A 26,697-nucleotide genomic window follows, 5' to 3' on the forward strand; every position below is an offset into this window, starting at 1 on the left:
CAGAATAACTGTTCAGATTTTGTTCAATTCAGCCTTTATCCAGTCATCGAGAGCGGGTATCATGCCAACCCTTTTTCGAACTCTCATGATCCGGCCCCACAACAGGGAAGTCCTATGTCGGCGGTACGCATCGGCCCATACACATTACACAACGGCTTGATTCTCGCCCCAATGGCGGGCGTCACCGACCAACCCTTTCGTCAGCTGTGCAAGCGACTGGGCGCGGGGCTAGTAGTCTCCGAAATGGTCACCAGCGACATGAGTTTGTGGAACACCCGCAAGTCGCGCATGCGCATGATCCACGAAGGCGATCCCGAGCCACGCTCGGTACAGATCGCCGGTGGTGACGCACAGATGCTGGCGGATGCGGCCCGGGCCAACGTCGAGCTGGGCGCACAGATAATTGATATCAACATGGGCTGTCCGGCAAAAAAAGTCTGCAACAAGGCTGCCGGCTCCGCACTGTTGAAGGATGAGGCATTGGTTACCGAGATCCTGCAGGCCGTCGTGGCTGCGGTTGATGTGCCGGTGACCCTGAAGATCCGTACCGGCTGGGACCGGGACAACAAGAATGGCCTGACCGTGGCGAAGATCGCTGAACAGGCGGGCATTTCGGCGCTGGCGGTCCATGGCCGCACCCGCGCCGATCTGTACACCGGTGAAGCCGAGTACGACACCATCGCCGCGATCAAGCAGGCGGTGTCGATGCCGGTCTTTGCCAATGGCGATATCGACTCGCCAGAGAAGGCGCGATACGTGCTCGATGCGACCGGTGCCGATGGCCTGCTGGTTGGTCGGGCTGCCCAGGGACGGCCATGGATTTTTCGCGAGATCGACCATTTCCTGCGAACCGGCGAGAAGCTCCCGGCGCTGGAACTGATCGAAGTGGAACGCATACTGCTAGAGCATCTGGCTGCGCTTCACGCCTTCTACGGAGACGTGATGGGCGTACGCATTGCTCGAAAGCATGTGGGCTGGTATCTCGCAACCTTGCCGGGCGCCAGGGAGTTTCGCGCCCACTTCAATCGTTTGGAAGATACGGAAGCACAATGCGCCAACGTTCAGGGCTTCTTCGCAGAACGTTACAAGAGCCTGACAGGGGACGGAGAGGGGGTGGCCGCATGACGATGATGACCGAGACTTTAGTGAGTGGAACAACACCCGTGAGCGACAACGTGAATTTGAAACAGCACCTCAATACCCCGAGTGAAGAAGGCCAGACCCTTCGCGGGAGTGTCGAGAAAGCGCTGCACAATTATTTCGCCCACCTTGAGGGCGCTGCCGTCACGGATGTGTACAACCTGGTGCTCTCCGAAGTCGAGGCTCCCCTGCTCGAGTGCGTGATGAACTACGTCAAGGGCAACCAGACCAAAGCCAGCGAGATGCTCGGGCTGAACCGAGGCACGCTGCGCAAGAAACTCAAGCAGTACGATTTGCTGTAAGCATTCAATCAAACCAGAAAGGCGCCCGCGTAAAACCGGCCGCCTTTTTTGCTGACTCCTTTGCTTTTGATGGAAATTGAAATGACCGACCAGACTACCCGCCTGCCGATCCGCCGCGCCTTGATCAGCGTTTCCGACAAGACCGGGATCCTCGAATTCGCCAAAGAACTTGAAGCACTGGGCGTCGAGATCCTCTCCACCGGCGGGACGTTCAAGCTGCTGCAGGACAACGGCGTTGCCGCAGTGGAAGTCGCTGATTACACCGGCTTTGCCGAAATGATGGACGGTCGGGTGAAAACCCTGCACCCGAAAATCCACGGCGGGATCCTGGGTCGTCGCGGTATCGACGACGCCATCATGAACGAGCACGGCATCAAGCCGATCGACCTGGTAGCAGTTAACCTCTACCCGTTCGAAGCCACCATCAACAAGCCAGGCTGCGACCTGCCGACCGCGATCGAAAACATCGACATCGGCGGCCCGACCATGGTTCGTTCGGCAGCGAAGAACCACAAAGACGTCGCCATCGTGGTCAACGCCAGCGATTACGCCGACGTCCTGGAAAACCTCAAGGCCGGCGGCCTGACCTACGCCCAGCGTTTCGACCTGATGCTCAAGGCCTTCGAACACACCGCTGCCTATGACGGCATGATCGCCAACTACATGGGCACCGTGAACCAGGCCGCTGATACCCTCAGCACTGAAGGTCGCAGCGAATTCCCGCGCACCTTCAACAGCCAGTTCATCAAGGCCCAGGAAATGCGCTACGGCGAGAACCCGCACCAGAGCGCGGCGTTCTACGTGGAAGCCAAGCCTGCCGAAGTCGGCATCGCCACCGCGACCCAGCTGCAAGGCAAGGAACTGTCGTACAACAACGTGGCCGACACCGATGCCGCGCTGGAATGCGTGAAGAGCTTCGTCAAGCCAGCCTGCGTGATCGTCAAGCATGCCAACCCGTGTGGCGTGGCCGTCAGCCCGGACGCCGAAGGCGGTATCCGCAAGGCCTACGACCTGGCCTACGCCACCGACACCGAATCCGCTTTCGGCGGCATCATCGCGTTCAACCGCGAGCTGGATGCTGAAACCGCCAAAGCCATCGTCGAGCGTCAGTTCGTCGAAGTCATCATTGCCCCGAGCGTCAGCGAAGAAGCCCGCGCCATCGTGGCCGCCAAAGCCAACGTACGCCTGCTGGCCTGCGGCGAGTGGTCGGCTGACCGCGCGGCGGCCTGGGACTACAAACGCGTCAACGGTGGCCTGCTGGTGCAGAGCCGCGACATCGGCATGATCAGCGCCGACGACCTGAAAGTCGTGACCAAACGCGCACCGACCGAACAGGAAATCCACGACCTGATCTTCGCCTGGAAAGTCGCCAAGTACGTTAAATCCAACGCCATCGTCTACGCCAAGAACCGTCAGACCATCGGTGTCGGCGCTGGCCAGATGAGCCGCGTGAACTCAGCACGTATCGCCGCGATCAAGGCAGAACACGCTGGCTTGCAGGTAGCCGGTTCGGTAATGGCTTCCGACGCATTCTTCCCGTTCCGCGATGGTCTGGACAATGCGGCCAAGGCCGGTATCACTGCGGTGATCCAGCCAGGCGGCTCGATGCGTGACAACGAAGTGATTGCAGCCGCCGACGAAGCCGGCATCGCCATGGTGTTCACCGGCATGCGCCACTTCCGTCACTGACAGCACAGCATTCCCTTGTAGGAGCGAGCTTGCTCGCGAAGAACGACTAGACGCCACAGTGTTTCAGACACCCCGCGTTATCGTTAACCACCATCGCGAGCAAGCTCGCTCCTACTGTTCCCAGATTTGCGTCATCCGAGGTTTTTGAAATGAATGTTTTGATCATTGGCAGCGGTGGCCGTGAACACGCCCTGGCCTGGAAAGTGGCTCAGGATCCCCGTGTGCAGAAGGTTTTCGTGGCTCCGGGCAACGCCGGCACCGCCATTGAAGCCAAGTGCGAGAACGTCGCCATCGATGTGCTGGCGCTTGAGCAACTTGCAGACTTTGCCGAGAAAAACGTTTCCCTGACCATCGTCGGCCCTGAAGTACCGCTGGTCGCTGGTGTCGTCGATCTGTTCCGCTCCCGCGGCCTCGACTGCTTCGGCCCGACCGCCGGTGCCGCTCAACTGGAAGGTTCGAAAGCGTTCACCAAGGACTTCCTGGCTCGCCACAAGATCCCGACCGCCGACTACCAGAACTTCACCGAGATCGAGCCAGCCCTGGCTTATCTGCGTGAAAAAGGCGCACCAATCGTGATCAAGGCCGATGGCCTTGCCGCCGGTAAAGGCGTGATCGTTGCCATGACCCTGGCCGAAGCCGAAGACGCCGTACGCGACATGCTGGCGGGCAACGCTTTCGGCGACGCCGGCTCCCGCGTGGTGATCGAAGAGTTCCTGGACGGCGAAGAAGCCAGCTTCATCGTCATGGTTGACGGCAAGAACGTCTTGCCGATGGCCACCAGCCAGGACCACAAACGCGTCGGTGACGGCGATACCGGCCCGAACACGGGCGGCATGGGTGCCTACTCCCCTGCTCCGGTGGTCACCAACGAAGTGCATCAACGCGTCATGGACCTGGTGATCTGGCCGACGGTTCGCGGCATGGCCGAGGAAGGTAACGTCTACACTGGTTTCCTGTATGCCGGTCTGATGATCGACAAGGCTGGTAACCCAAAAGTTATCGAATTCAATTGCCGTTTCGGCGACCCTGAGACCCAGCCGGTCATGCTGCGCCTGCAGTCGAGCCTGGTACTGCTGGTCGAAGCAGCCCTGGCCCAGGCGCTGGACAAAGTTGAAGCGCAATGGGATCCACGTCCGAGCGTCGGTATCGTTCTGGCCGCTGGCGGCTATCCAGGTGACTACGCCAAAGGCGCGGCCATCAAAGGTCTGGATGCAGCCGCGACACTGGAAGGCAAAGTCTTCCACGCCGGTACTGCACTCAAGGACGGACAAGTCGTGACGGCCGGCGGTCGGGTGCTGTGCGCCACCGCCATGGGCGCAAGCGTCGATGCCGCTCAACAGCAGGCATACAAGCTGGCAGCCAAAATTGATTGGGAAGGCTGTTTCTATCGCAAGGACATTGGCTACCGTGCCATTGCCCGCGAGCGTGGCGAAAATCCGGAATAAGCTACCCATTCAGCCGGGCAAGGGCTTCGAGCCCTTGCCTGACTATTCCGGCGCCGCGCATAGTTATATTCTGGCATCAACCTACGAAGGGATTTCGCCGTGCGCTGGCTCAGGATTGCCATAGGTTTTACCGTCACTCTGCTGACCTTGCTCTGCATGCTTACGGCTCAGGCCGCACAAGGCAGCGGCTGGTCCGTTTTGCTCGACGAACAGGGCGACCTGCAGCTGAGCGACATCCGTTCCACACGCTATACCAATCAATTCAGCCCTATCGAACTCGATGAGCTCACCGCCGCCGAGCCCGAAGGCGCCCTCTGGCTGCGGTTCCGGCTTGCTCCCGGCAAGCATGAACAGTTGCTCCGGGTGTTCGCACCCGATTTGCTGCACTTCAATATGTATGTGCTGGACGGCGACAAGCTGATCGAGCAATCGAAGACAGGCAGCGAACAAACCAATACCGATCGACCTTTGCCCAGCAGCGACCTGATGCTGCCGTTGCCGCAAAGCGACAAGCCTCTCGACGTTTACCTGCGGCTGGTTTCCGAACACCAGCTACGCCCTTACATCACCTTGCAATCAGCGGTCATGACCGCAGCCAACCAGAGCCAGACGCTGATCTACGGCCTGCTGTTGGGCTGCATTGGCATGCTGATCCTGCACAACCTCATCCGTTACGCCTACACACGCTCACGCAGCAGCCTGTGGCTGGCGGCATCCGAAGGCTGCCTGATGCTCAGCCTGGTCCTGCTGTTGAACCTGGCCGGCCCCTGGCTTGCGGAGTGGCAAGCGGTGAAAACCCCTGGCGCGTACCTCGCCTTGTTGCTGACGGCACCCTGCGGCCTGATGTTTGCGCTACGCTTCTTCGCCCCCCTCGGTTTCCACCCGCTGAACAAAGTGATCGCGGGCGAAATTCTGTTGATCGCGATCTCAGGGCTGCTACTGCTGTTCGTCAACACGCTGCCGTTGAACTTCATCACCTACGGACTGGTGGCCCTTGCAGGCTTGACGATGCTGTTCGTCAGCGCCTTCCACTGGCAGAAAGGCTATCGCCCGGCGCGGCTGTTCGTGGCCGCCATGGTGGTGTTCAACCTCGGCGTACTGATCATCCTGCCTGCCCTGCTGGGGCTGACCCACATCGAACCCCATGGCCTGATCACCACCCTGCTGGCATTCATTTGCATCAGTGGCCTGCTGATGAGCATCGCCTTGAGCGAGCGCCAGCGCAGCATCACCGAAGACCGCTTTAGCATCAGTCGCGACCTGGCCGCCAGCAACGCCGAAATCAACGCCAAGGCAGAGTTTCTGGCGAAGATCAGCCATGAGATCCGCACCCCGATGAACGGCGTACTGGGGATGACCGAGCTGTTGCTGGGCACGCCACTTTCGGTCAAGCAGCGCGACTACGTGCAGACGATTCATAGCGCCGGCAACGAACTGCTGACGCTGATCAACGAAATTCTCGACATCTCCAAGCTCGAATCCGGACAGATCGAACTGGACGATGTGCAATTCGACCTCAACGCCCTGATCGAAGACTGCCTGAACATCTTCCGCGCCAAGGCCGAACAGCAGAACGTCGAATTGATCAGCTTCATCCAGCCTCAAGTGCCGCGAGTCATCAGCGGTGATCCGACACGTTTGCGCCAGACCCTGTTGAGCCTGGTTGAAAACGCCCTTAAAAAATCCGATGAAGGCGAAATCCTGATCGTCGTCGCGCTCGACGAACGCAGCCCTAAACCGCGCCTGCGCATTGCCGTGCAGGACAGCGGCGAGCCCATGGACGCTGAAGAGCGTGACGCGCTGATGCACGCCGAATTGCACAGCAAGCATTTCCTCTCGACCAACCGGCTGGGCGGTAATCTGGGTCTTGTCATTGCCCGTCAGTTGATTCGCCTGATGCACGGCGAGTTCGGCATCAAGAGTGGCACCAACCAGGGCAGCACACTGTGGCTGACCTTGCCGCTGGACCCTGACCGCCTCGAACACCCGACTTCCGACCTCGACGGTCCTTTGCAGGGCGCACGGGTGTTGGTGGTGGACGACAACGACACCTGCCGCAAAGTACTGGTGCAGCAATGCAGCGCCTGGGGCCTGAACGTCAGCGCCGTACCCTCCGGCAAGGAAGCGCTGGCCTTACTGCGCACCAAGGCGCACCTGCGCGACTACTTCGACGTGGTCCTGCTGGACCAGAACATGCCTGGCATGACCGGCATGCAACTGGCCGCCAAGATCAAGGAAGACCCGAGCCTGAACCATGACATCCTGCTGATCATGCTCACCGGCATCAGCAATGCGCCGAGCAAGATCATCGCACGCAACTCAGGAATCAAACGCATCCTCGCCAAACCCGTGGCCGGTTACACCCTCAAGACAACCCTGGCCGACGAGTTGACCCAGCGCAACAAGGGCCTCGCCGTGATGCAGCAGCCATTGGGTCCACCTCTGCCGATCAAGGTCCCCAGCGATTTCCGCATTCTGGTGGCCGAAGACAACAGCATCTCGACCAAGGTCATCCGCGGCATGTTGGGCAAGCTCAACCTGCAACCGGATACCGCCAGCAATGGCGAAGAAGCCCTGCAGGCCATGAAGGCCCAGCGCTATGACCTGGTACTGATGGATTGCGAGATGCCGGTCCTCGATGGCTTCTCGGCCACCCAGCAATTGCGTGCCTGGGAAGTCGGCAACCAGCGCACCCGCACGCCCGTGGTGGCATTGACCGCGCACATTCTCGCCGAGCACAAGGAGCGCGCGCGCCAGGCCGGCATGGACGGACACATGGCCAAACCCGTCGAATTGTCGCAATTGCGCGAACTGATCGAACACTGGGTTGCCCAGCGTGATCAACAAGACCGCGCCACGACCCCAACGTCCTGAGCCGACAGACCCCGCAACGCCTGATAGACTCCCCTCCTCGACTTCCCTCGCCAGTGAGCCTGCACCATGCTTCACGTGTTGTTCAGTGTTTACCTGAAGATGCTGGTGCTCTACAGCCCGTTCTTCGTATTGTCCTGCTTCATCAGTCTCACCCGCGGTTACTCGCGCAAGGAACAGCGTCGCCTGGCCTGGAAAGTGGCAATCGCCACGCTGGTTTCCAGCGTCTTGCTGTACCTGTTCGGGAGAGTGATTTTCAGCGTCTTCGGCATCACTGTGGATGCGTTCCGCATCGGTGCCGGTAGCGTGCTGTTCATCTCGGCACTCGGCATGGCGCAAGGCAAGTCGGCAGTGCAAACCGACAACGTGCAACAGGACGTGACCATCGTCCCGCTGACCATCCCGCTGACGGTCGGCCCCGGCACCATCGGTGCCTTGCTGGTCATGGGTGTAAGCCAGCCGCACTGGGACGACAAGCTCACCGCAATCCTCAGTATTGCCCTGGCCAGTTTCACGGTCGGCGTGGTGCTGTACCTGGCCAATCATATCGAGCGCATTCTCGGCGACCAGGGATTGCAGATCGTCAGCCGGTTGATGGGGTTGTTCGTGTGTGCGTTGGCGGCGCAGATTATTTTCACCGGGGTCAAGGGCTATCTGATTCCTTGACTGGCACCGCCCGCTCCGCGACTTCACTCGGGAGAGATAACGCCAGCATCAATCAACGAGCCATTTTTCAGACGGGCCAGAGGCAGCAGATGCCTCTGACCCTTTCGTGTTACTTGCGACGCCTGAAACGCTTGACCAAAATTTCCTTTCGATGCTCGCCAAGATACTCTTCAATGTCCGCCCTTATTTCCGCATATCGGGCAGGATTGAAGGTGACGAACGACTTCCCGTGAAAAATATCCAGCGAGGAAGTTTTCCAGTCGACAAACAGCACGCCCCCCTCACGGCCTCCACCTTGATGATCAACAGCGGCTAGCGCAACCAGGATAATTCCATTCGACATTTGTTCGCAGGGAATCGTGGACAAACGTACGCCTTCAGCACTCTTCGCCCCTATATTCAGCAAGTTGATGGCTTCAGGCTCTTTCTTTAGTGCGTCCAATGTAGAGTTCGCGACCGCACTAAGCACCGCGGCGCCTGGGAAGGCCGCTTTGGCCGCTTCGACGGCAGCCCGGACAATATCAACCATGACATTATCGATTTCCAGCTTCAGCGACATTGCGCTGTACTTCGAGTAGCCTTTATCTGGAACAAAACATCCCAGGTCTTCCATGCACGTCGTAAAGGCGTGATACCAGGCCTTGGGATCTTTATTTCCTGGAACTTCGTAATTAGCCTCCATTTTCGACATGGTGATCAAGTTCTCGATAATCGCCATGTTCTCAATGCTTATCTTGTCACCATAACCAATCAGGCTATTGCCGAGCACCAGTGCATCCAGCTCTTTTGTTGGACTCGTTGCAACCGTCGACGGCACCGACCTTTTAAGCCGCTTGCCTGCCACGGCTTTTTTGCGTCTTTCAACGCGCGCCCTTACCAGATCGATACGCTCAGAAACGCTTAAAGAACTTTCAAACTCACTCACAATAATATCCTTTTATTTATTAACAACCGCTCCCTCCCGGAGCGAATCAAATCTAACGCGACCACACTCAACCAACAACCATAACTAAATACAACATATGTAGCGCGCATCAAATAATCATGCACACAATTACGACCACAACAAAAAGCTCACAAAACAAACCGGACCGCCACCGAACAATAGTTCGGGCGATCCGGGGTTATTCGATACAAAAAATGAAGCCGTTATTATCGGGCGGGATTGAGCTTATCGCCGTAGCTACGTGGCGTGTACACCCAGGTACTACCGCCTGGGCGAGGAATCACACGAGTCGTCGAGGAGCCAATGAGCACCATCGTTCGCATGTCCACCTGATCGGCAGTCAATTGCCCGAGTGTCGTCACCCGCAAGGTCTGACCCGGGCGACCGATATCGCGCCCCAGCACGACTGGCGTTTCAGGTGTGCGATGCCTGGCGACGATGTCCAGCGCCTGCCCCAGCTGCCAAGGGCGCGAGCGCGAGATCGGGTTGTAGAACGCCAGGGCCAGGTCCGCCTGGGCCGACAGATCCAGGCGCTTTTCGATGATCGACCAGGGTTTGAGGTTGTCCGACAGCGACAACACGCAGAAGTCATGACCCAGCGGTGCGCCTGCTTGTGCGGCAGTTGCCAGCGACGCGGAAACGCCCGGCAGGATCTCAAGATCGACGTTGTGCCAATGGACGTCCGTAGACTCGTCGAGCGCTTCCAGCACGGCGGCAGCCATGGCAAAGACACCCGGATCGCCAGACGACACCACCACCACCGACCGCCCTTGGGCCGCCAGTTCGAAGGCGTGGCGAGCGCGCTGCATTTCTTCACGGTTGTCGGTGCAATGCAGCACTTGATCAGCCCGGAATGGCCCGGCCATGCGCACATAGGTTTCATAACCCAGCACATCGTTGGCACGCGCCAGTTCGGCCTTCACCGCCGGGACCATCAGCTCGGCCGCACCGGGCCCCAGACCGATCACGGCCAGGCGCCCACGAGGTCGGCCGATCTGCAGCGGGTCCACTGGCTGTTCGGCAATCGCTACGCTGATGGTTTCATCGCCAGCGATGGAAACAGCCTGCCCGATGGCATCGCGGGCCAGCTCGCTGAGCGTTCCTGCCGCGCTGGAAAAACGCAGGGGGACGCCCAATTCGAGTGCGGCTTCACGCAGAGCCGGGTCAGCCATTTCCGTGTCGGCAGCCAACAGGCAGGCCAGCGATTGCCGGGCAATATTGGCCTGATGCAAAACATCACCAATCACCTTCGGCAAATCCGCAACGCCGGGCCTTACCGCGACCACCACGCAACGTGGATAGATCAGCAGTTCATTGGCCGCGACCGCTCGCTCGGCATGGCCGACATGAACGGTCAACCGCGCCTGCCCGTCCTCAGGCAACTGCGCCTGCGCCAGCCAGGGCGCCGAACCTTCGATGCGCACCGTTTCACCGGCCAGCAAATCGGAGACGAAACGCTTGCCCAGCTCCAGGTCACCCAAGGCATAGCCACTGGGTGGATTGAGCAGGCAAGTGCCAAAACGCAGCTCGCCACTGGTGGTGATCGCAGGCGCCACCTCGAGATGAGCAGCAATCTCTCGCGCCAACACATTCACCCCGCCCAGGCCGCCGAGCAGCGGCACCACTGCGCTGCCGTCTTCGGCCACGGCCAGCACCGGCGGCTCACTGCCCTTTTCAAGTAGCAGCGGCGCCAGTGTACGAATCACGATCCCGGCCGCGCACAATGCAATGATCGGCGTGTCTTGCCTATATAGATCGCGCAACGTCGCACCGAACTCGCGATAGAGACAGTCCGCGCCTTCAACCCGTTCGGCCAGGCCGTGGATCAGCGCATCCGGGTAGAGTTGTTGAATCTTGCGTGCGGTCGCAAGGCTGCCATGGCCGAGTATGACAATCGCCGGAACTGGACGGGGCATCAGCCTTGCCACCTTTCGCCGGGAACGATGATCAGCGAGAAATACGGCGAAGACATCGGCTCGACCTCATCCAGCGGGACGATTTTCTGATTGGCCATGGTCGCGCGCTCGACGTACAGCGCACGCTCGGCCAGACCGAGCTCTTCCAGAACCTGGCGGACCTTGGGGAAGTTGCGCCCCAGCTTCATGATCACCGCCGCGTCTGCATCGGCCAGGCGACGCTTGAGTTCATCGTGCGGCAATACACCGGACAACACCGACAGGCTCTGATTGCGATACACCAGCGGCGCCCCGAGTACCGAAGCACCGCCGAGCATTGAGCACACGCCTGGCACGACTTCGGCGTCATAGCGCTCGGCCAGGCGATCGTGCAGGTACATGTAAGAACCGTAGAAGAACGGATCACCTTCGCAGATCACCGCCACATCTCGACCAGCATCCAGGTGCGCGGCCAGTTGTTCGCCAGCGGTATCGTAGAAGTCGCTGATCACTTGCTCATACGACAGCGGCGCGGGCAGTGCCTCGGTGGTCACCGGGTAAACCAGCGGCAGCAGGGTTTGTGCATCCTGCAAATGGGCCTCGATGATGCCAAACGCATTGCCCTTTTTTCCCTTGGCGACGAAGTACGCCACCACCGGCGATTCGCGCAGCAGACGCAGGGCTTTGACGGTAATCAGTTCAGGATCACCCGGGCCGACGCCGAGGCCGATCAAACGTCCTGGTTGCTGCATCATTCGATCTCCGTGGCGAGGGCATTGACAGCGGCCGCGGCCATGGCGCTACCGCCCAGCCGGCCTTGCATGATGACGAAGGGCACGCCACGACTGTCGGCGGCAAGCGCTGCCTTCGATTCGGCGGCCCCGACGAAGCCCACCGGGAAGCCGAGGATCAGCGCCGGTTTCGGTGCTCCGGCGTCGAGCATTTCCAGCAGATAGAACAGCGCGGTCGGCGCATTCCCGATCACCACCACACTGCCTTCCAGATGCGGGCGCCACAGCTCCAGCGCGGCGGCGGAGCGGGTGTTGCCCAACTCACGGGCCAGCTCCGGAACGCTTTCATCGCGCAAGGTGCAAATCACCGGGTTGTTCGCCGGCAAGCGCGCGCGGGTGACGCCTTCGGAGACCATCCGCGCATCACACAGGATCGGCGCACCGGCCGCCAGCGCATCGCGTCCGGCCTTGCCCGCGCCTTCGGAAAACTGCAAACCGTCGATGGCATCGACCATCCCGCAGGCGTGAATCACCCTCACCGCGAGTTTTTCCAGATCGGCCGGGATTCGCGCGAGGTTGGCCTCGGCGCGAATGATCGCGAAGGAATTGCGATAGATCTCCTGACCGTCGCGGATGTAATCAAGCATCTAGGGGGCTCCGTGAGCGGGCGTCGAGCAAGGCGCCGACCGCGTCGATAGTAAGGTTGCGTGCGTGCAAGGCGCCGAATCCCGGCTGCGCTGCATCGCGAAAATAGAGGTCGTAATGACCGGGAGAAACGGCCAGCAAAGTGACCGGAGCAATATGCGCGGCAGCACAGGATCGTGAGCAACCGCTCAAGTGCACCTTCAATGCATGCCCATGGCGTTGCAGCAAAGCAGCCAGTTGCAACGCGTCCGCCTTGGTGTCGGCCAGGCCTTTGCCGCAACCGCTGGATCCGGTACAGGCGATCAACCGGGACAATGGTTGAGCGCTTGCGCATAACAAGCCCAATGACTCCAGGCGCCGGATGACTTCAGCGGCGTTTTCCTCATGGATATTGGGCAGCAGCAAACTCTGCCAAGGGGTGAAACGCAGGCTCGAATCGCCGAACGCTTGCGCCAGTTGCGACGCGCCTCGGAGCATATCCGGGGTCAGTCGGCCCAGCGGCGGCACGGCGCCGATGTACACCAGGCTCGCCTGTGCCTGTGGGTGCGCGCCAATGTGCAGAAAGTCCGGGCTCACGCGGCGTTGCCAGCCAACAACGGGATTGATTGGCAACTGCGCCTGCAGCCGGGCGAGGAACGTGGCGACCGGGTATTCGGCCAACAAGTGGCGCATTCGCGTCTGATCCGGTCGTGCGAGTTCAAGAAACAACTCCAGCACCGCCACCACCAATGCGTGACCATCGTCCAGCCTCACCGCACCGAGCGCAGCATCCATGGGGGTGCCGGCCAGGCCGAAGACGAGCCAATGGGTGCCATCCTGCTCTGTCGCGCTCAGCCACAGATCATGAGGGTGTTCCAGCATCGCCAGCGCTTCGCCGCCATCGATTTGCACAGCAAACTTGGCGCTCAGATCGTGGAAGCGTGCATGAGTTTGCAGCGTGTCCAGCACCTGTTCCGCCAGTGCGCGGGTGTCGAACAACATCTGAGGGTCTATCCCGGCAGCCGGGCTGAGCATCAGATTGCGTACATCATCACCCTCGGCATGGCTCGGCCCCAATCCAGCGGCGAGCAAGCTGTCGATCAACGCCGCCGTTTCGCTGCCAATCCCGCGAATCTGCAGGTTGGCGCGGTTGGTCGCCTCGATCACCCCGGCGGCATATCGTTCGGCGCCCTCTGCCACGGAGATCGCCTGCCGGGCCTTGATCGAGCCACCGCTGAGTTTGATCCGGCAGATACCACCGTCCAATGCCTGGACGACCCGCAACAACCCGGGACAGGCCGAAGGGCGCAAAAGGGTGGGTTTCTGATGTGGATTCACAGGATGACCGGTACGAGATGAAGGGCAGCATTATGCCTGCTTTGTCTGGCCGGATGAAAAGCCCGCGCAGATTGACGACGAAAAGCGATCCCGGGGCCGGTTTGCAGCTGTTCGAGCCTGCATTGCGCATGGGCAATTCATTCAGGCAATAACGCCACGATAACGCTTAACAGCAAGAATCAAATTTATAACCCGCCATCATTTCAACGACCGATGATTCTTTGTAGTTTCATCAACCATTAAAAACACGCATCACAACACAAACACCATCTACAAGGAGCAGTGTATGGTTATGGACAAACTCTCTGGAACATTAACCGGCCCCAATCTTATTTCATGCATCAGTGAACTCTCACCCGCGGACTACGATGATTTTACCTTTTGCACACAAATAGCCACCCATTCCGCGGACCTGGTCAGCAGCCGATTTACCGATTCGGAAAAATGGTTACATGAGTATGTAGTGACGCTGAATTTTTTTTGGCTGGTCTGTCTTTCAGGACGCCATCTTCACTCGCACGCGATACGACATCTCGACGAGCATCGCGGATTTTCTGGTTCAGAGCGCACAGCGCATGCCCGACTCCCGACAAGGGAACGCCATGATCGATACCCTCGACGCGTTGAAACCGGACAATCCGGCGATCGCCTCACTGGATAAGGAAAGTCTTAATGGCAAGCGCTTTCAGGTTATCCCTGTGCGGTATGACTCAAAAGGCTTTCTTGAAGTTGCAGTGTTCAATCTGGAATTGGTAGCCAACGCCAAAAAGAACAGTTTTATTTTCTGGAGCTGGGAAGAACAGCCCGTAACAATCATCCAGCATCGAGCCAGCCTTAAACTGGATAAAAGAATACTTGAAAGCAAAAGATCAATGATCGAGAAAAAGCGCCTCGAAATCAGAATGAAGAGATTCGATCTGAGAAAGCGTCATCAATAAAATTAAATCCACCGCCCCCATTAACACCTCTATCACCGTCAACAACGATTTCGCACGCTGCCACAGGCGAATGCATTCGCCGCCGCGTTATGATGCGCAACCTGCGTGAGTCGACGCAGGTTGCGCAGAGTGATTTGGCTTCGGTTTACAGAAGAGGAACGGCATGGCCCCCTGGCTGACGGTAGTAGGCATCGGTGAAGACGGTTTCAAAGGCCTGGGCAAGAACGCCCGGCACGCCCTGTTGCATGCCTCACGGATCTTCGGCGGTCAGCGGCACCTGGACCTGTTGCCGGCGTGCATTCGGGGCGAGCGCCAGAGCTGGCCGAGCCCGTTTTCCGTCGAGCCCGTGCTGGCCCTGCGCGGTGAGCCCGTGTGTGTGCTCGCCAGTGGCGATCCGATGTTTTTCGGGGTCGGCGCCAGTCTCAGCCGACAACTGGCCAGCGACGACCTGCAAATTCTGCCAGCCCCCTCCTCTTGCTCGCTCGCCGCCGCCCGAATGGGCTGGCCCTTGCAGGAGGTCGTGACGTTATCGGTGGTGGCCCGCCCCGTCGCCGCTCTCAACGCGCAATTGTTCAGCGGCGTGCGCTTGCTGGTCCTGAGCAACGACGGGGGCAGCCCCGCCGCCATCGCCGCATTGCTGCGTGATCGCGGATTCGGCCCCAGTCGCCTCAGCGTGCTGGAACACTTGGGCGGCCCCGCGGAACGGCGGATCGACGGCATTGCCAGCGAGTGGAGCGATCCCGCTATTGCCGACCTGAACCTGATCGCCATCGACTGCATCGCCGAGTCCGATACGCCGCGCCTGTCTCGACTGGCCGGTTTGCCGGACTCGGCGTTCAAACATGACGGCCAACTGACCAAGCGCGATGTACGCGCGATCACGCTCGCCCGCCTGGCCCCGATCCCCGGTGAGCTCTTGTGGGACGTCGGTGCCGGCAGCGGCTCGATCGGCATCGAGTGGATGCGCGCCCACCCAAGCTGCCGGGCGCTGGCCATCGAAGCCGATGCAGGGCGCCAGCAGTTGATCGAACACAACCGCGATGCCCTCGGCGTCCCCGGCCTGCAACTGATTCGCGGCAGTGCCCCGCAAGCCCTGACCGGGCTGGAGCGACCGGACGCGATTTTCATCGGCGGCGGCGTGACCCGCGAAGGCGTGCTCGACGCCTGCTGGGCCGCCCTCAAACCCGGCGGCCGGCTGATCGCCAATGCGGTCACGCTGCAAAGTGAAATGACCTTGATGGCCTGGCGCGACCGACACGGCGGAGACCTGACGCGGATTCATATCGCTCAGGCACAACCGCTGGGCGACTTCGATACCTGGCGTCAGGCGTTGCCGATTACCTTGCTGGACGTGACGAAGCCTTTCGATGCGTGACGAAACCGCCGAACAACCCGCCCCCCTGCGCAGTGGCCTGACCACGGGCAGTTGCGCGACGGCGACCAGCCTTGCGGCGGCTCGCCTGCTGCTCGGCGGCGCGAGCTCGGATGCCGTGGAGATCATCTTGCCCAAAGGCAAACAGGTGCAGATGCGCCTGGAGTTTTGCCGCACGACCGAGGACGGCGCCGAAGCGGGCACCATCAAAGATGCTGGCGATGATCCTGACGTGACCCACGGCGCCTTGCTCTACTCCCGGGTCCGCCTTGTGGGCGAGCCGGGCGTCAGCTTCAGGGCCGGTCGTGGTGTCGGCACCGTCACCCGGCCGGGGTTGGTGCTGGGCGTCGGCGAACCGGCGATCAACCCGGTGCCGCGCAAAATGATCACCGATCACCTCACCCGACTGGCCGATGAATTCGGCTACGGCGGCGGTTTCGAGGTCACGGTGAACGTCGAAGGCGGCGAGGAACTGGCGCTGAAAACCATGAACCCGCGCCTGGGGATTCTCGGCGGTCTGTCGATTCTTGGCACCAGCGGCATCGTCCGGCCATTTTCCTGCGCGGCGTACATTGCCTCGATCCATCAGGGCATCGATGTCGCCAGGACCAACGGTTACCTGCACATCGCCGCGTGCACCGGCAATGCCAGCGAAGACACGATGCGTCGGGTCTACAACCTGCCGGAAATTGCCCTGATCGAAATGGGTGACTTCGTCGGCGCCGTGCTCAAGCACCTGCGCAAAGTGCCGGTGGAAAAACTCAGTCTTTGTGGCGGCTTCGGCAAGATCAGCAAGCTGGCGGCCGGGCACATGGACTTGCACAGTCGGCACTCCAGCATCGACCTGCCACAACTGGCCGAATGGGCGGCAGCGATTGGCGCCGACGCGGCGCTGCAGCAAAGCATCCGCGAAGCCAACACCAGTCAGCAAGCGTTGGCCATGGCCAGTGCCGCCGGCATCGCCCTCGGCGATGCAGTGTGTCGGCATGCCCTGGACTTTGCCCGCAGCGTGGTGCCGGCGCAGGTTCAGGTCGAAGTGTTCGCGATCGATCGCCAGGGCGGGATCGTCGGCCATGCGGGTGCCTTCCAATGAAACGCCTGCTGTTGCTCGGTGGCGTCACCGAGGCCCTGGCAATTGCCCGAACCTTGGGGCCACAACACATCTACAGCCTGGCCGGTGTCGGTCGGGTGCCGACGGATCTGACTTGCCAGGTGCGCGTCGGTGGCTATGGCGGTGCCGAAGGCCTGGCGCAGTTTATCCGCGATGAAAGGATCGATCTGCTGCTCGACGCCACCCATCCCTACGCCGCCCGAATCAGCCAAAACGCCGCGACCGCCGCCCGCTTGAGTGGCATCGCCTGCTGGGCGCTGCGGCGTCCGGCGTGGCAATCACAGCCCGGGGATGACTGGCGCGAAGTCAGCGACTGGGCAGAACTGACCCAGGCACTCAAACCCTTTCGGCGACCGCTGTTTACCCTCGGACGCGAGCCCCTTCAGCACCTGGATGAAATCCCGCCGGATCAATTCTGGACCCTGCGCGCACTGGACGTTTATCCCGGCAACGAGCGCTGCGAAGTGATCGGTGCACGCGGGCCGTTCCTGATCGAGGATGAGCGTGTGCTGTTCGAACGCCGGCAGATCGACGTGCTGATCAGCAAAAACAGCGGCAGCACCGCCACCGAACCGAAGCTGGAAGTGGCGCGGGAACGCGGGGTGCCGGTGCTGGTGTTGAAGCGGCCGGTGTTGCCGGGGGTTGAGCGGGAGTTTCTGACGCTTGAGGAAACACTTGATGCGTTGGCGGCCTGCGCTCAGTAAGGCAGGATCATTGGCTTGCATGAACAGTAACCTATTTGTTACCTTCAGGGCCGCCTGTGATCACACTCGAAGAATACGTGCAGGACAACGAATCAAGCCCCTTTGGGCGCTGGTTTTCCACCTTGAATGCTCAGGCAGCGCTAAAGGTTTCCAATGCATTGCTCAGACTGGAGCTAGGCAATACATCCAACATCAAGTGGTTTGAAGGTCTCGGCGAATATCGAATCAATTGGGGCCCCGGCTACAGGATCTACCTTGTTCAAGAAGGGAAACGCCTGATCATCCTTTTGGGTGGAGGCGACAAGTCCACGCAAAAAACCGACATCAAACAGGCAAAAATACTGATAGCCGAATTTCGGACCCGAAAAAAAGCTCAACGAAATCGGAGATAGAGTCATGGCGCTAACCCGAAGCTACAAACACACGATCGCCGAGCGTGCCCAGCGTGATCCCGAGTTCGCCCAAGCATTGTTGGATGAGGCTGCTACCCTGTTTCTCAATGGTGAACCTGAAATGGCCAGGATCATTCTGCGTGACCTCGTTAACGCCACTGTAGGTTTCGAAGAACTGGCAAAGGGAACAGCGAAGCCCAGCAAAAGCCTCCATCGGATGCTATCTGCCAAAGGCAATCCGAGCATGGACAACCTGGCTGCGATATTCGCGGTCATTCGCGCTACGCTTGGAGTAGATATGCAAGTACATGCGGTGCGTGCGCACTGACAGCATAAGAAACAAGCGAACTTGGCTGCGACACCACACCGCACGCAGCCTTTTTACTTATCGGCCCTGATCAGGCTAAATAGCCCGCGCCTGATCGCCCACCCAAACGGATTTTTTCCATGTCCCGACAACGGCTCGCAATTGCCTGGATAGCCTGCTTCGCAGTGCTGTTCAACATGCTCGCCATGCCGATGTCCGGAGCGATGGCGAAGACGGCCACAGCGCCTGCCGAACAAGTGTTGTGGGGCAGTTTCTGTTCATCCAGCGGCACCAAAATGGTGGCGATTTCTCTGGGCAAGATTGAGCAGAAGGCACCGCAAAGCGACGAACATTCCAATATGCAGCATTGCTGGTGCTGCTCCGGTTCCGCGCCGCTGGTGGCGCTGCCCGGGCATGAACCGCAGCTGTATTTCGCCAGTTTCGAATCCAATCGCAGCTTGCCTCCGTCGTCCCTCAACACCCCGACTCCACGCCAGCAATGGCCCAGTCTCAATCCCCGCGCTTCCCCTCTGGTGTGATTCCTTCTCGCAATCGAACTGCGTTTTGAATCGTTCCGGAGAACTGCCATGTTGAACAAATTCATCGTTCTGGCCGCGTTGCTGCTGCCTGCCTGCTTTGCCAATGCCCACGAATACAAAGTTGGCGAATTGGAAATCGCCCACCCGTGGTCGCAAGAGTTGCCGCCCAATGCGCCGACCGTTGCGGCGTACTTCGTGATTCACAACCAAGGCAAAACCGCCGACCGCCTGCTCAGCGCCGATACCCCCATTGCAGGCGAAGCTCAGTTGCATGAGCACGTCATGCAAAACGACATGATGAAAATGCAGCACGTACCGAGCGTGGAGATCCCCGCTGGCGGCGAGGTCACTTTTGCGCCGATGGCCTATCACGTGATGCTCCTGAACCTGAAAGACCGCAGCCTGCTCACTGACGGCAAACGGTTCCCGATGACCCTGCACTTCGAGAAGGCCGGTGACGTGAAGGTCGACGTCACGGTGCAGAAGCAGGCGCCGGATGGCATGCCAGCACACGCGCATACCCCGTAATCGCCTGAGCTGAAAACGCCCATGCGCGCGCTTAGCGCCAGGTCATCCAGGTCACGTCGTCAGCCATTGAGCCTGACACGCGGCAGCTGGATCAGCCTGTTCGCCATGCTGATGATTTTCATCGGCCCGCTGATATCTCAGTCGATGCCGATGGATTCGCGTGCGGCCATGTCCATGAACATGTCGATGGACATGAGCATGGACATGTCGGCAATGGAGCACGCCGACCACGGTGCGCAACCCGCCGCCGAGCACTGCCCGCCACAAGCCGGGCATCATGTCCTCTGGGAAAAATGCGGCTATTGCAGCCTGCTGTTCAACTGCCCGGCGCTCACCGGTGGCGTGTCATTCACCGCATTCGACACCCCGCACGTCAATACTTTCACCCCACCTTCCCCACGCCTGGGCCATGCCCGGCAAACCTTCTTCCCCGGTGCTCGCACCCGCGCCCCGCCCGTCCTCGCGTAAACACCCACCACTGATTTCACACGTCCGCAAGACAACCGAAGCTCGGTCCCACAGGGATTGCGCAGGTTGTCGGCCGTGTCGTTTACGACTGTTCGATGGAAATTGTCATGTCCAGGTTTTCTGCTGACTCACGCTTGAGCCCTGCCCAAGCCTCTTTTGCCCTGAACGAAGCCAGCATTCGTTTCAGGCACGCCACCGCCATCCTGTGCGGTGCCCTTCTGGCGCCGGTGGCGCTGGCCGATGAACACGCCAATCATGTTGAAGAACTGAGCCCGACGGTCATCACCGCCGTTGCGCCGAGTTCACCGCTGACCATCGTCACCAACCCCAAGGAGCCGCGCCAACCGGTGCCGGCCAGCGACGGTGCCGACTACCTGAAAACCATTCCCGGATTCGCCATGGTGCGTAACGGCGGTACCAATGGCGACCCGGTCCTGCGCGGCATGTTCGGTTCACGGCTGAACATCCTCACCGACGGCGGCATGATGCTCGGCGCCTGCCCCGGCCGGATGGATGCACCCACCTCGTACATTTCTCCACAAACCTACGACAAGCTGACCGTCATCAAAGGCCCGCAAACCGTGCTCTGGGGGCCTGGCGCTTCGGCCGGCACCATCCTGTTCGACCGTGAACCGGAACGTTTCGGCGAACTCGGCACCCGGGTGAATGCCAGCGTGCTGGCCGGTTCCAACGGCCGGTTCGACAAGCTGGTGGACGCTGCTGCCGGTGGGCCGCTGGGATACGTGCGCGTCATCGGCAACACCGCGCACTCCGATGATTATCGAGACGGCAACAACGACACCGTCGCGTCGCGCTACGACAAATGGAACGGCGACGTCGCTGTCGGCTGGACCCCCGACGCCGATACCTTGCTGGAACTGACCGCCGGCAAGGGCGACGGCGAGGCCCGTTACGCCGGGCGCGGCATGGACGGTTCGCAGTTCAAGCGCGAAAGCCTTGGCCTGCGCTTCGAAAAGTCGAACATCAGTGACGTCCTGGACAAGCTCGAGGCTCAGGTCTACTACAACTACGCCGACCACGTGATGGACAACTACACCCTGCGCACGCCGTCCGGCACCGGCATGATGGCCGGCCCCATGGCCTCCAACGTCGACCGCCGCACCCTCGGTGCCCGCATCAAGGCCACCTGGCACTGGGCCGATGTGCAACTGATCAGTGGCATCGATGCGCAGACCAACGAACACCGCCAACGCAGCGCCATGGGTGTCGACACCTACCAGAATCTGCCCTACACCAAGGACGCCGACTTCCATAACTACGGAGTGTTCGGCGAGCTGACCTGGTATGCCGCCGAGCGTGACCGTTTGATCAGCGGCGCACGCCTGGACCGTGCTTCGGCCAAGGATTACCGGCAAACCACCGGCTCCGGCATGATGACCCGGCCCAATCCGACCGCCGACGACACCTGCGCCGACACCCTGCCCAGCGGCTTCATTCGCTATGAACACGATCTGGCTGACAGCCCGACCACGCTGTACGCGGGCCTCGGGCACACCCAGCGTTTCCCGGATTACTGGGAGCTGTTTTCGCCGAACTCCGGTCCTGCCGGTTCGGTGAACGCCTTCGATTCGATCAAACCGGAGAAAACCACCCAACTCGACGTCGGCCTGCAATACAAGACCGAAGCGCTCGAAGCCTGGGCCTCGGCTTATGTCGGTCAGGTGCGCGATTACATTCTGTTCGACTACACGCCGGGAATGATGGGCACCACCTCGCAGGCCGAGAACATCGACGCGCGAATCATGGGCGGTGAATTGGGCGCGGCCTACCAGCTCACCGACCGCTGGAAAGCCGACGCGACCCTGGCCTACGCCTGGGGCAAGAACAGCAGCGATGGCAGTGCGTTGCCGCAAATGCCGCCGCTGGACGCACGTTTCGGCCTGACTTACAGCGAAGACAATTGGAGCGCCGGCGCACTGTGGCGAGTGGTCGCCGCGCAAAACCGCATCGACCAGAACAAAGGCAATGTCGTCGGCAAGGACTTCGACAAGACCCCGGGGTTCAGCGTGTTCTCGCTCAACGGCGCCTACCGGATCAACCAGAACTGGAAGGTCAGTACTGGCGTCGACAACCTGTTCGGCAAGGCCTACGCCGAACACCTGAACCTGGCGGGCAACGCCGGTTTCGGTTACCCGGCCAATGACCCGCAAGCCATCAAGGAGCCCGGGCGCACATTCTGGACCAAGGTGGATATGAGCTTCTAACCCTTGAGGGCAACCCGCTCCCCCTGTGGGAGCGAGCTTGCTCGCGATCGGTTGCGCAGCAACCGTAACAGACAACAAAAAGATCCAAGCCAAGCGGAGCACACACGATGAAACAGCCCAAAGTGAATTTCTACAACCTGGCCTGGCGCTGGCACTTCTATGCCGGCCTGTTCGTGGCCCCCTTTATGGTGATGCTGGCCCTGACCGGCACGATTTACCTGTTCAAGCCGCAACTCGATTCATTGATGTACAGCAGCCTGCTCAACGTCCCCGCCGGCCATCACACCGTCCCGGCCGACGACCTGCTCAAGCGCGTGAAAGACGCGTATCCACAAGGAACGATCAAGCAGTACCTGCCACCGGTCAACGCCGAACGCAGTGCCCAGTTCGTCGTGCTCAATGGCGGCAACGAACTGAATGTATTCGTCGACCCGTACCACGGCGACATCCTCGGCGAGCAAGATGCCAAGAAGAACCTGCAAGCCATCGCCCGTGCGATTCATGGCGAGCTGATGATCGGCACCGTGGGTGACCGACTCATCGAACTGGCGGCCGGTTGGGGCGTGGTGCTGGTGGTTTCCGGGGTATTCCTGTGGTGGCCGCGCGGCCAGGCGGCGGGGATTCTGTGGCCACGCCTGAACAGTCGCGGACGGGTGCTTTGGCGCGATCTGCACGCTGTGACCGGGTTCTGGGGCGCCTCGCTGCTCTTGGTGATGCTGCTCAGCGGCATGACCTGGACAGGGTTCTGGGGCAAGCAATACGCCGAAGTGTGGAACGTGTTCCCCGCCGCGATGTGGGATGACATCCCCAAGTCCGACGTCGAGGCCCGCAGCCTCAACAGCGCCACGCGCCAGACCGTGCCGTGGGCCATGGAAAATACGCCGATGCCGATGTCCGGCGACCATGCCGAGCACATGGCCCACGGCGGTGCGCAAGCCGGCCCTGCGGCACCGGCCATCAGCCTGCAAGACGTGCAGGACATCGCCGTGCAACGCAAGGTCGAGCCGGGTTACAGCATCACCTTGCCGACCACCGCCACGGGAGTGTTCACCATCGCCGTGTTCGCCGATGACCCGCGCAATGACGCCACCCTGCATGTCGATCAGTACAGCGGCAAGGTCCTCGCCGATGTGCGTTTTGAGCAATACGGCACCGTTGCCCGCGCCACGGAAATCGGCGTGATGTTGCACGAAGGCAAGATGTTCGGGGTGTTCAATCAGATCATTGTGCTGCTGATCTGCCTGATGATCCTGCTCAGCGCCGTCAGTGGCGTGGTGATCTGGTGGAAGCGTCGCCCACAAGGCAAGTTCGGCGTTCCGCCGCTGCGTCACGACCTGCCGAAATGGAAAACCGCGATGGTCATCATGTTCGTGTTGGCCGTGGCGTTTCCGTTGGTGGGTGCCTCGCTGGTGGTGATCTGGGTGCTCGATCGTGTGCTGTTTTCGCGCTTGGGCCGGCAAACTGAGTCGGCCTCATCTTCATCTTGAGACAGGCGAGATGCGCAGGGTTGTCAGCACTGTAGACTGCCTCGCGCATCACCCCGGCAGTTCCGGGTTTTCTTTCGGGCCCCTTCGCTGGCAAGCCAGCGAAGAGACCATCAGCTTCACCTCAAGAGTAGCGGCATGACCTCGCTTCACCTCAACAACATCACCTGGTCGCCCCTGGGCCACGGCCACTGTCATCACCAGTTCCAGCTGCGTGATGCCTCGCTGCACGTGGCTGCCGGTGAGTTCGTCGGCTTGATCGGCCCCAACGGCAGCGGCAAGACCAGCCTGTTGCGTTGCGCCTGGCGCTTCAGCAAACCGCAGGGCGGCGAAGTCCGGCTCGAGCATCACAACGTCTGGAAGCAATCCTCACGCTGGTGCGCGCAACGCATCGCCGTGGTCCTGCAGGAATTCCCCGAGGCGTTCGGCCTGACCGTGAACGAAGTGGTCGCCATGGGCCGTACGCCCCACAAAGGCCTGTTCGATGGCGACTCCCTCGAAGACCGGAATCTCGCGGCCCAGGCCCTGGAATCAGTCGGCCTCAAGGGCTTCGAGGACCATGCCTTCTCCACCCTCTCCGGCGGTGAAAAACAGCGCGTGATCCTCGCCCGGGCCCTGGTCCAGCAACCACAGTTGCTGATCCTTGACGAGCCAACCAATCACCTTGACCCGCGCTATCAGCTTGAGCTGTTGAGGTTGGTCAAGCGCCTGAAGATCGGCACGCTGGCCAGCATCCACGACCTCAATCTGGCCGCCGCCTTTTGCGATCGACTGTACGTGATCAACCACGGCCGCATCGTCGCCGGCGGCACGCCCAAAGAAGTCCTCAACGCCGCGCTGTTGCGTAACGTTTTCGGCGTCGAAGCGCTGATCGATGAACACCCCTTGCACGGCTACCCACGAATGACCTGGATAACCCGACCATGATTTTGCGCTCCCTGCTGCGCCGCAGTTTCACCCTCGTTTTACTGCTGGGTAGCGCCCACGCCTTGGCCGAGGCGACGCATTACCCGCTGACCATTCAGAGCTGCAACCGCGAGGTGACCTTCCAGCAGGCGCCGAAACACGCGGTCAGCCATGACATCAACATGACCCAAATGATGCTCGCCCTCGGCCTCAAGCCACAGATGGCCGGGTACAGCGGTGTGTCCGGGTGGAAGGCGGTGACGCCTGACATGCAGACCCTTCTTGATGGCTTGCCGGAACTGGCGGCGAAGTACCCGTCGGTGGAAACCCTGCTCAATGCCAACGTCGATTTCTTCTTCGCCGGCTGGGACTACGGCATGCGCGTGGGTGGCGACCTCACGCCGCAAACCCTTCAGCCTCTAGGCATCAATGTCTATGAGCTGACCGAGTCCTGCGCCTTCGTGATGAAGCGCCCGCCGGCCACGCTGGAAGACACCTACAACGACCTGCGCAACCTCGGCAGAATCTTCGATGTGCAGGATCGCGCCAATGCCTTGATCGGCGCCATGCAGGCGCGAGTCGCCGGGATTCGCCAGGGTCTGCCCGCCGAAAAACCACGCGTGTTCCTGTACGACAGCGGTGAAGACCGGGCCATGACCTCGGGCCGCCTCGGTATGCCGCAAGCTTTGATCGACGCCGCTGGCGGGCGAAATGTGCTCGACGATGTCGAGGCGAGCTGGACCAGGGTCAATTGGGAAACCGTGGTCGAACGCAATCCTCAGGTGATCGTGATCGTCGACTACAGCGAGATCACCGCCGATCAGAAGATCCGGTTTCTGCTGAACAACAAAGCCCTGCAATCGGTGGACGCGATCAAGCACCAGCACTTCATCGTCATTCCTTACGTGCAGGCCACGCCGGGGATCGATAACGTGCTGGCCGTCGCCACCCTGGCCAAGGGTTTTCACGGCGAATGATTAACCGTCACTACCCCTGGTTGCTGATCGCGCTCGGCACGCTGTTGCTGATGTCGGCGGTGGTGTCACTGGGTTTCGGCCCGGCGCGGGTGCCGCTGGACGTCGTCTGGCGGATTCTGCTGCACAAGCTCTGCGGTCTCGGCTTACCCGACTGGAGCACCGGACAGGAACACATCGTCTGGCTGATTCGCGTGCCACGGATGTTGCTCGGTGCGCTGGTCGGCGCCGGGCTGGCATTGATAGGCGCGGTGCTGCAAGCGGTGACGCGCAATCCGCTGGCCGACCCGCATCTGCTGGGCGTGACCTCGGGTGCCACCCTCGGCGCAGTGATCGTGGTGTTGCACGTGGGTGAAATCGTCGGCCTGCTGACGTTGCCCATCGCGGCGTTTATCGGTGCCTTGTCGAGCATGCTGCTGGTGCTGATGATCGCCAACCGCAATGGTCGGCTGGACAGCGATCGCCTGCTGCTGTGTGGCGTGGCAGTGTCGTTCGTGATGATGGCGATGGCCAATCTGCTGCTGTTCATGGGCGATCACCGCGCCAGTTCGGCGGTGATGTTCTGGATGCTCGGCGGGCTCGGCCTGGCGCGCTGGGAATTGCTCGCGGTGCCGGCTGCCAGCGTGATGCTGGGGTTGCTGTTGCTGCTCGGCATGGCCCGGCCGCTGAACGCATTGATGGCCGGTGAACAAACCGCCGTGACGCTGGGGCTGAATGCACGAACGATCCGGCTGCGGGTGTTCGTGATTGCCTCGCTGATGACGGGCGTGCTGGTGTCCATCAGCGGTTCCATCGGCTTTGTCGGCCTGATGGTGCCGCACATTGCGCGGCGACTGGTGGGGGCCGAGCATCGGCGGTTGCTGCCAGTGTGCGTGTTGCTCGGCAGCGTATTTCTGGTGTGGGTCGATGTGGCCGCCAGGACGTTGATCGCGCCGGAGGACCTGCCCATCGGCGTCGCCACTGCGGCGATTGGCGGCCTGTTCTTCATCGGTTTGATGCGTCGTCGCTGACCGCACTGCTGCGCACCCGCAGTGATCGGTGCCAACCAACACCTCTTCGCCCCAATCTGGCGCACCCCTGCGCACCAAGGTGCCGGACACGA

General features: G+C 60.7%; 25 protein-coding genes. 20 read left to right on the top strand and 5 right to left on the bottom strand.

Annotation, left to right across the window (positions count from 1 at the left end; translation table 11 throughout):
• Nucleotides 1-114 precede the first annotated feature (114 nt).
• The 6 genes from dusB to AC1Q6D_RS21840 all read left to right on the top strand — a co-directional run bounded on the left by dusB (nt 115) and on the right by AC1Q6D_RS21840 (nt 8,113).
• Nucleotides 115-1,125: a tRNA dihydrouridine synthase DusB gene (gene dusB / locus AC1Q6D_RS21815; protein WP_047536969.1), complete on the top strand. Its 1,011-nt coding sequence runs from the start codon at nt 115-117 to the stop codon at nt 1,123-1,125.
• A complete protein-coding gene (gene fis / locus AC1Q6D_RS21820; RefSeq protein WP_015093301.1) occupies nt 1,122-1,442 on the top strand; it encodes a DNA-binding transcriptional regulator Fis in 321 nt (106 codons plus the stop codon). The genes dusB and fis overlap by 4 nt, the downstream gene beginning before the upstream one ends.
• A gap of 81 nt (nt 1,443-1,523) precedes the next feature.
• A complete protein-coding gene (gene purH / locus AC1Q6D_RS21825) occupies nt 1,524-3,131 on the top strand; it encodes a bifunctional phosphoribosylaminoimidazolecarboxamide formyltransferase/IMP cyclohydrolase (protein ID WP_103403267.1) in 1,608 nt (535 codons plus the stop codon).
• A 149-nt stretch (nt 3,132-3,280) separates the two neighbouring features.
• Complete coding sequence (purD, locus tag AC1Q6D_RS21830) at nt 3,281-4,576, top strand: phosphoribosylamine--glycine ligase (RefSeq protein ID WP_103403268.1); 1,296 nt, start codon at nt 3,281-3,283, stop codon at nt 4,574-4,576.
• Nucleotides 4,577-4,675: 99 nt separating this feature from the next.
• Nucleotides 4,676-7,450, top strand: a complete 2,775-nt coding sequence (locus AC1Q6D_RS21835) for a hybrid sensor histidine kinase/response regulator (protein WP_103403269.1) — start codon at nt 4,676-4,678, stop codon at nt 7,448-7,450.
• A 66-nt stretch (nt 7,451-7,516) separates the two neighbouring features.
• Nucleotides 7,517-8,113 (top strand): MarC family protein, encoded by a 597-nt coding sequence (locus AC1Q6D_RS21840; protein WP_047536956.1) that lies wholly within the window; start codon nt 7,517-7,519, stop codon nt 8,111-8,113.
• Between the two features lie 109 nt (nt 8,114-8,222).
• Here the strand turns inward: AC1Q6D_RS21840 and AC1Q6D_RS21845 are convergent, their stop codons facing one another.
• The 5 genes from AC1Q6D_RS21845 to cobG form a co-directional block, all read right to left on the bottom strand.
• Nucleotides 8,223-9,038 carry a hypothetical protein gene (locus tag AC1Q6D_RS21845; RefSeq protein ID WP_256590135.1) on the bottom strand — a complete coding sequence of 272 codons (816 nt, stop codon included), beginning with the start codon at nt 9,036-9,038 and terminating at the stop codon, nt 8,223-8,225.
• A gap of 227 nt (nt 9,039-9,265) precedes the next feature.
• Nucleotides 9,266-10,975: a precorrin-3B C(17)-methyltransferase gene (gene cobJ / locus AC1Q6D_RS21850; protein ID WP_103403270.1), complete on the bottom strand. Its 1,710-nt coding sequence runs from the start codon at nt 10,973-10,975 to the stop codon at nt 9,266-9,268.
• A complete protein-coding gene (locus AC1Q6D_RS21855; RefSeq protein ID WP_167361838.1) occupies nt 10,975-11,706 on the bottom strand; it encodes a precorrin-2 C(20)-methyltransferase in 732 nt (243 codons plus the stop codon). Before AC1Q6D_RS21855 ends, cobJ begins: the two co-directional genes overlap by 1 nt.
• The gene (locus AC1Q6D_RS21860; protein ID WP_047536952.1) at nt 11,706-12,332 is read right to left on the bottom strand and encodes a precorrin-8X methylmutase; all 627 of its coding nucleotides are present in this window, start codon (nt 12,330-12,332) and stop codon (nt 11,706-11,708) included. The genes AC1Q6D_RS21855 and AC1Q6D_RS21860 overlap by 1 nt, the downstream gene beginning before the upstream one ends.
• On the bottom strand, nt 12,325-13,647 hold the full coding sequence (gene cobG / locus AC1Q6D_RS21865; RefSeq protein WP_103403271.1) for a precorrin-3B synthase: 1,323 nt from the start codon (nt 13,645-13,647) through the stop codon (nt 12,325-12,327). Before cobG ends, AC1Q6D_RS21860 begins: the two co-directional genes overlap by 8 nt.
• 602 nt (nt 13,648-14,249) lie before the next feature.
• Between cobG and AC1Q6D_RS21870 the strand changes: the two genes are divergently transcribed.
• From AC1Q6D_RS21870 to AC1Q6D_RS21935, 14 genes are all read left to right on the top strand, one after another.
• The gene (locus tag AC1Q6D_RS21870) at nt 14,250-14,585 is read left to right on the top strand and encodes a hypothetical protein (RefSeq protein ID WP_256590136.1); all 336 of its coding nucleotides are present in this window, start codon (nt 14,250-14,252) and stop codon (nt 14,583-14,585) included.
• Nucleotides 14,586-14,748: 163 nt separating this feature from the next.
• A complete protein-coding gene (gene cbiE / locus AC1Q6D_RS21875) occupies nt 14,749-15,960 on the top strand; it encodes a precorrin-6y C5,15-methyltransferase (decarboxylating) subunit CbiE (protein WP_103403272.1) in 1,212 nt (403 codons plus the stop codon).
• The gene (locus tag AC1Q6D_RS21880; RefSeq protein WP_103403273.1) at nt 15,953-17,050 is read left to right on the top strand and encodes a cobalt-precorrin-5B (C(1))-methyltransferase; all 1,098 of its coding nucleotides are present in this window, start codon (nt 15,953-15,955) and stop codon (nt 17,048-17,050) included. The genes cbiE and AC1Q6D_RS21880 overlap by 8 nt, the downstream gene beginning before the upstream one ends.
• Nucleotides 17,047-17,772, top strand: a complete 726-nt coding sequence (locus AC1Q6D_RS21885; RefSeq protein WP_103403274.1) for a cobalt-precorrin-6A reductase — start codon at nt 17,047-17,049, stop codon at nt 17,770-17,772. Before AC1Q6D_RS21880 ends, AC1Q6D_RS21885 begins: the two co-directional genes overlap by 4 nt.
• A gap of 56 nt (nt 17,773-17,828) precedes the next feature.
• Nucleotides 17,829-18,164, top strand: coding sequence for a type II toxin-antitoxin system RelE/ParE family toxin (locus AC1Q6D_RS21890; protein WP_047536938.1), 336 nt, complete (start codon nt 17,829-17,831; stop codon nt 18,162-18,164).
• A 4-nt stretch (nt 18,165-18,168) separates the two neighbouring features.
• Nucleotides 18,169-18,492: a helix-turn-helix domain-containing transcriptional regulator gene (locus AC1Q6D_RS21895; protein WP_047536935.1), complete on the top strand. Its 324-nt coding sequence runs from the start codon at nt 18,169-18,171 to the stop codon at nt 18,490-18,492.
• A gap of 119 nt (nt 18,493-18,611) precedes the next feature.
• On the top strand, nt 18,612-19,010 hold the full coding sequence (locus AC1Q6D_RS21900) for a DUF2946 domain-containing protein (protein WP_103403275.1): 399 nt from the start codon (nt 18,612-18,614) through the stop codon (nt 19,008-19,010).
• A gap of 48 nt (nt 19,011-19,058) precedes the next feature.
• Nucleotides 19,059-19,538: a copper chaperone PCu(A)C gene (locus AC1Q6D_RS21905; RefSeq protein ID WP_103403276.1), complete on the top strand. Its 480-nt coding sequence runs from the start codon at nt 19,059-19,061 to the stop codon at nt 19,536-19,538.
• A gap of 21 nt (nt 19,539-19,559) precedes the next feature.
• Nucleotides 19,560-20,006 (top strand): DUF2946 domain-containing protein, encoded by a 447-nt coding sequence (locus AC1Q6D_RS21910; RefSeq protein ID WP_103403277.1) that lies wholly within the window; start codon nt 19,560-19,562, stop codon nt 20,004-20,006.
• A gap of 107 nt (nt 20,007-20,113) precedes the next feature.
• Nucleotides 20,114-22,231 carry a TonB-dependent copper receptor gene (locus tag AC1Q6D_RS21915; protein ID WP_103403278.1) on the top strand — a complete coding sequence of 706 codons (2,118 nt, stop codon included), beginning with the start codon at nt 20,114-20,116 and terminating at the stop codon, nt 22,229-22,231.
• Nucleotides 22,232-22,338: 107 nt separating this feature from the next.
• Nucleotides 22,339-23,718: a PepSY-associated TM helix domain-containing protein gene (locus AC1Q6D_RS21920; RefSeq protein ID WP_103403279.1), complete on the top strand. Its 1,380-nt coding sequence runs from the start codon at nt 22,339-22,341 to the stop codon at nt 23,716-23,718.
• A 135-nt stretch (nt 23,719-23,853) separates the two neighbouring features.
• Nucleotides 23,854-24,642 (top strand): ABC transporter ATP-binding protein, encoded by a 789-nt coding sequence (locus AC1Q6D_RS21925; protein ID WP_103403280.1) that lies wholly within the window; start codon nt 23,854-23,856, stop codon nt 24,640-24,642.
• Nucleotides 24,639-25,598, top strand: coding sequence for an ABC transporter substrate-binding protein (locus AC1Q6D_RS21930; protein ID WP_103403281.1), 960 nt, complete (start codon nt 24,639-24,641; stop codon nt 25,596-25,598). The genes AC1Q6D_RS21925 and AC1Q6D_RS21930 overlap by 4 nt, the downstream gene beginning before the upstream one ends.
• Nucleotides 25,595-26,605, top strand: a complete 1,011-nt coding sequence (locus AC1Q6D_RS21935) for a FecCD family ABC transporter permease (protein WP_103403282.1) — start codon at nt 25,595-25,597, stop codon at nt 26,603-26,605. Before AC1Q6D_RS21930 ends, AC1Q6D_RS21935 begins: the two co-directional genes overlap by 4 nt.
• Nucleotides 26,606-26,697 lie beyond the last annotated feature (92 nt).

The organism is Pseudomonas sp. MT92, assembly GCF_058792515.1.

Coding starts and splice junctions, on each gene's coding strand:
- dusB (WP_047536969.1), top strand. CDS start 115: ATGTCGGCGGTACGCATCGGCCCATACACATTACACAACGGCTTGATT.
- fis (WP_015093301.1), top strand. CDS start 1,122: ATGACGATGATGACCGAGACTTTAGTGAGTGGAACAACACCCGTGAGC.
- purH (WP_103403267.1), top strand. CDS start 1,524: ATGACCGACCAGACTACCCGCCTGCCGATCCGCCGCGCCTTGATCAGC.
- purD (WP_103403268.1), top strand. CDS start 3,281: ATGAATGTTTTGATCATTGGCAGCGGTGGCCGTGAACACGCCCTGGCC.
- AC1Q6D_RS21840 (WP_047536956.1), top strand. CDS start 7,517: ATGCTTCACGTGTTGTTCAGTGTTTACCTGAAGATGCTGGTGCTCTAC.
- cobJ (WP_103403270.1), bottom strand. CDS start 10,975: ATGCCCCGTCCAGTTCCGGCGATTGTCATACTCGGCCATGGCAGCCTT.
- AC1Q6D_RS21855 (WP_167361838.1), bottom strand. CDS start 11,706: ATGCAGCAACCAGGACGTTTGATCGGCCTCGGCGTCGGCCCGGGTGAT.
- AC1Q6D_RS21860 (WP_047536952.1), bottom strand. CDS start 12,332: ATGCTTGATTACATCCGCGACGGTCAGGAGATCTATCGCAATTCCTTC.
- AC1Q6D_RS21870 (WP_256590136.1), top strand. CDS start 14,250: ATGATCGATACCCTCGACGCGTTGAAACCGGACAATCCGGCGATCGCC.
- cbiE (WP_103403272.1), top strand. CDS start 14,749: ATGGCCCCCTGGCTGACGGTAGTAGGCATCGGTGAAGACGGTTTCAAA.
- AC1Q6D_RS21880 (WP_103403273.1), top strand. CDS start 15,953: ATGCGTGACGAAACCGCCGAACAACCCGCCCCCCTGCGCAGTGGCCTG.
- AC1Q6D_RS21885 (WP_103403274.1), top strand. CDS start 17,047: ATGAAACGCCTGCTGTTGCTCGGTGGCGTCACCGAGGCCCTGGCAATT.
- AC1Q6D_RS21895 (WP_047536935.1), top strand. CDS start 18,169: ATGGCGCTAACCCGAAGCTACAAACACACGATCGCCGAGCGTGCCCAG.
- AC1Q6D_RS21900 (WP_103403275.1), top strand. CDS start 18,612: ATGTCCCGACAACGGCTCGCAATTGCCTGGATAGCCTGCTTCGCAGTG.
- AC1Q6D_RS21905 (WP_103403276.1), top strand. CDS start 19,059: ATGTTGAACAAATTCATCGTTCTGGCCGCGTTGCTGCTGCCTGCCTGC.
- AC1Q6D_RS21910 (WP_103403277.1), top strand. CDS start 19,560: ATGCGCGCGCTTAGCGCCAGGTCATCCAGGTCACGTCGTCAGCCATTG.
- AC1Q6D_RS21915 (WP_103403278.1), top strand. CDS start 20,114: ATGTCCAGGTTTTCTGCTGACTCACGCTTGAGCCCTGCCCAAGCCTCT.
- AC1Q6D_RS21920 (WP_103403279.1), top strand. CDS start 22,339: ATGAAACAGCCCAAAGTGAATTTCTACAACCTGGCCTGGCGCTGGCAC.
- AC1Q6D_RS21925 (WP_103403280.1), top strand. CDS start 23,854: ATGACCTCGCTTCACCTCAACAACATCACCTGGTCGCCCCTGGGCCAC.
- AC1Q6D_RS21930 (WP_103403281.1), top strand. CDS start 24,639: ATGATTTTGCGCTCCCTGCTGCGCCGCAGTTTCACCCTCGTTTTACTG.
- AC1Q6D_RS21935 (WP_103403282.1), top strand. CDS start 25,595: ATGATTAACCGTCACTACCCCTGGTTGCTGATCGCGCTCGGCACGCTG.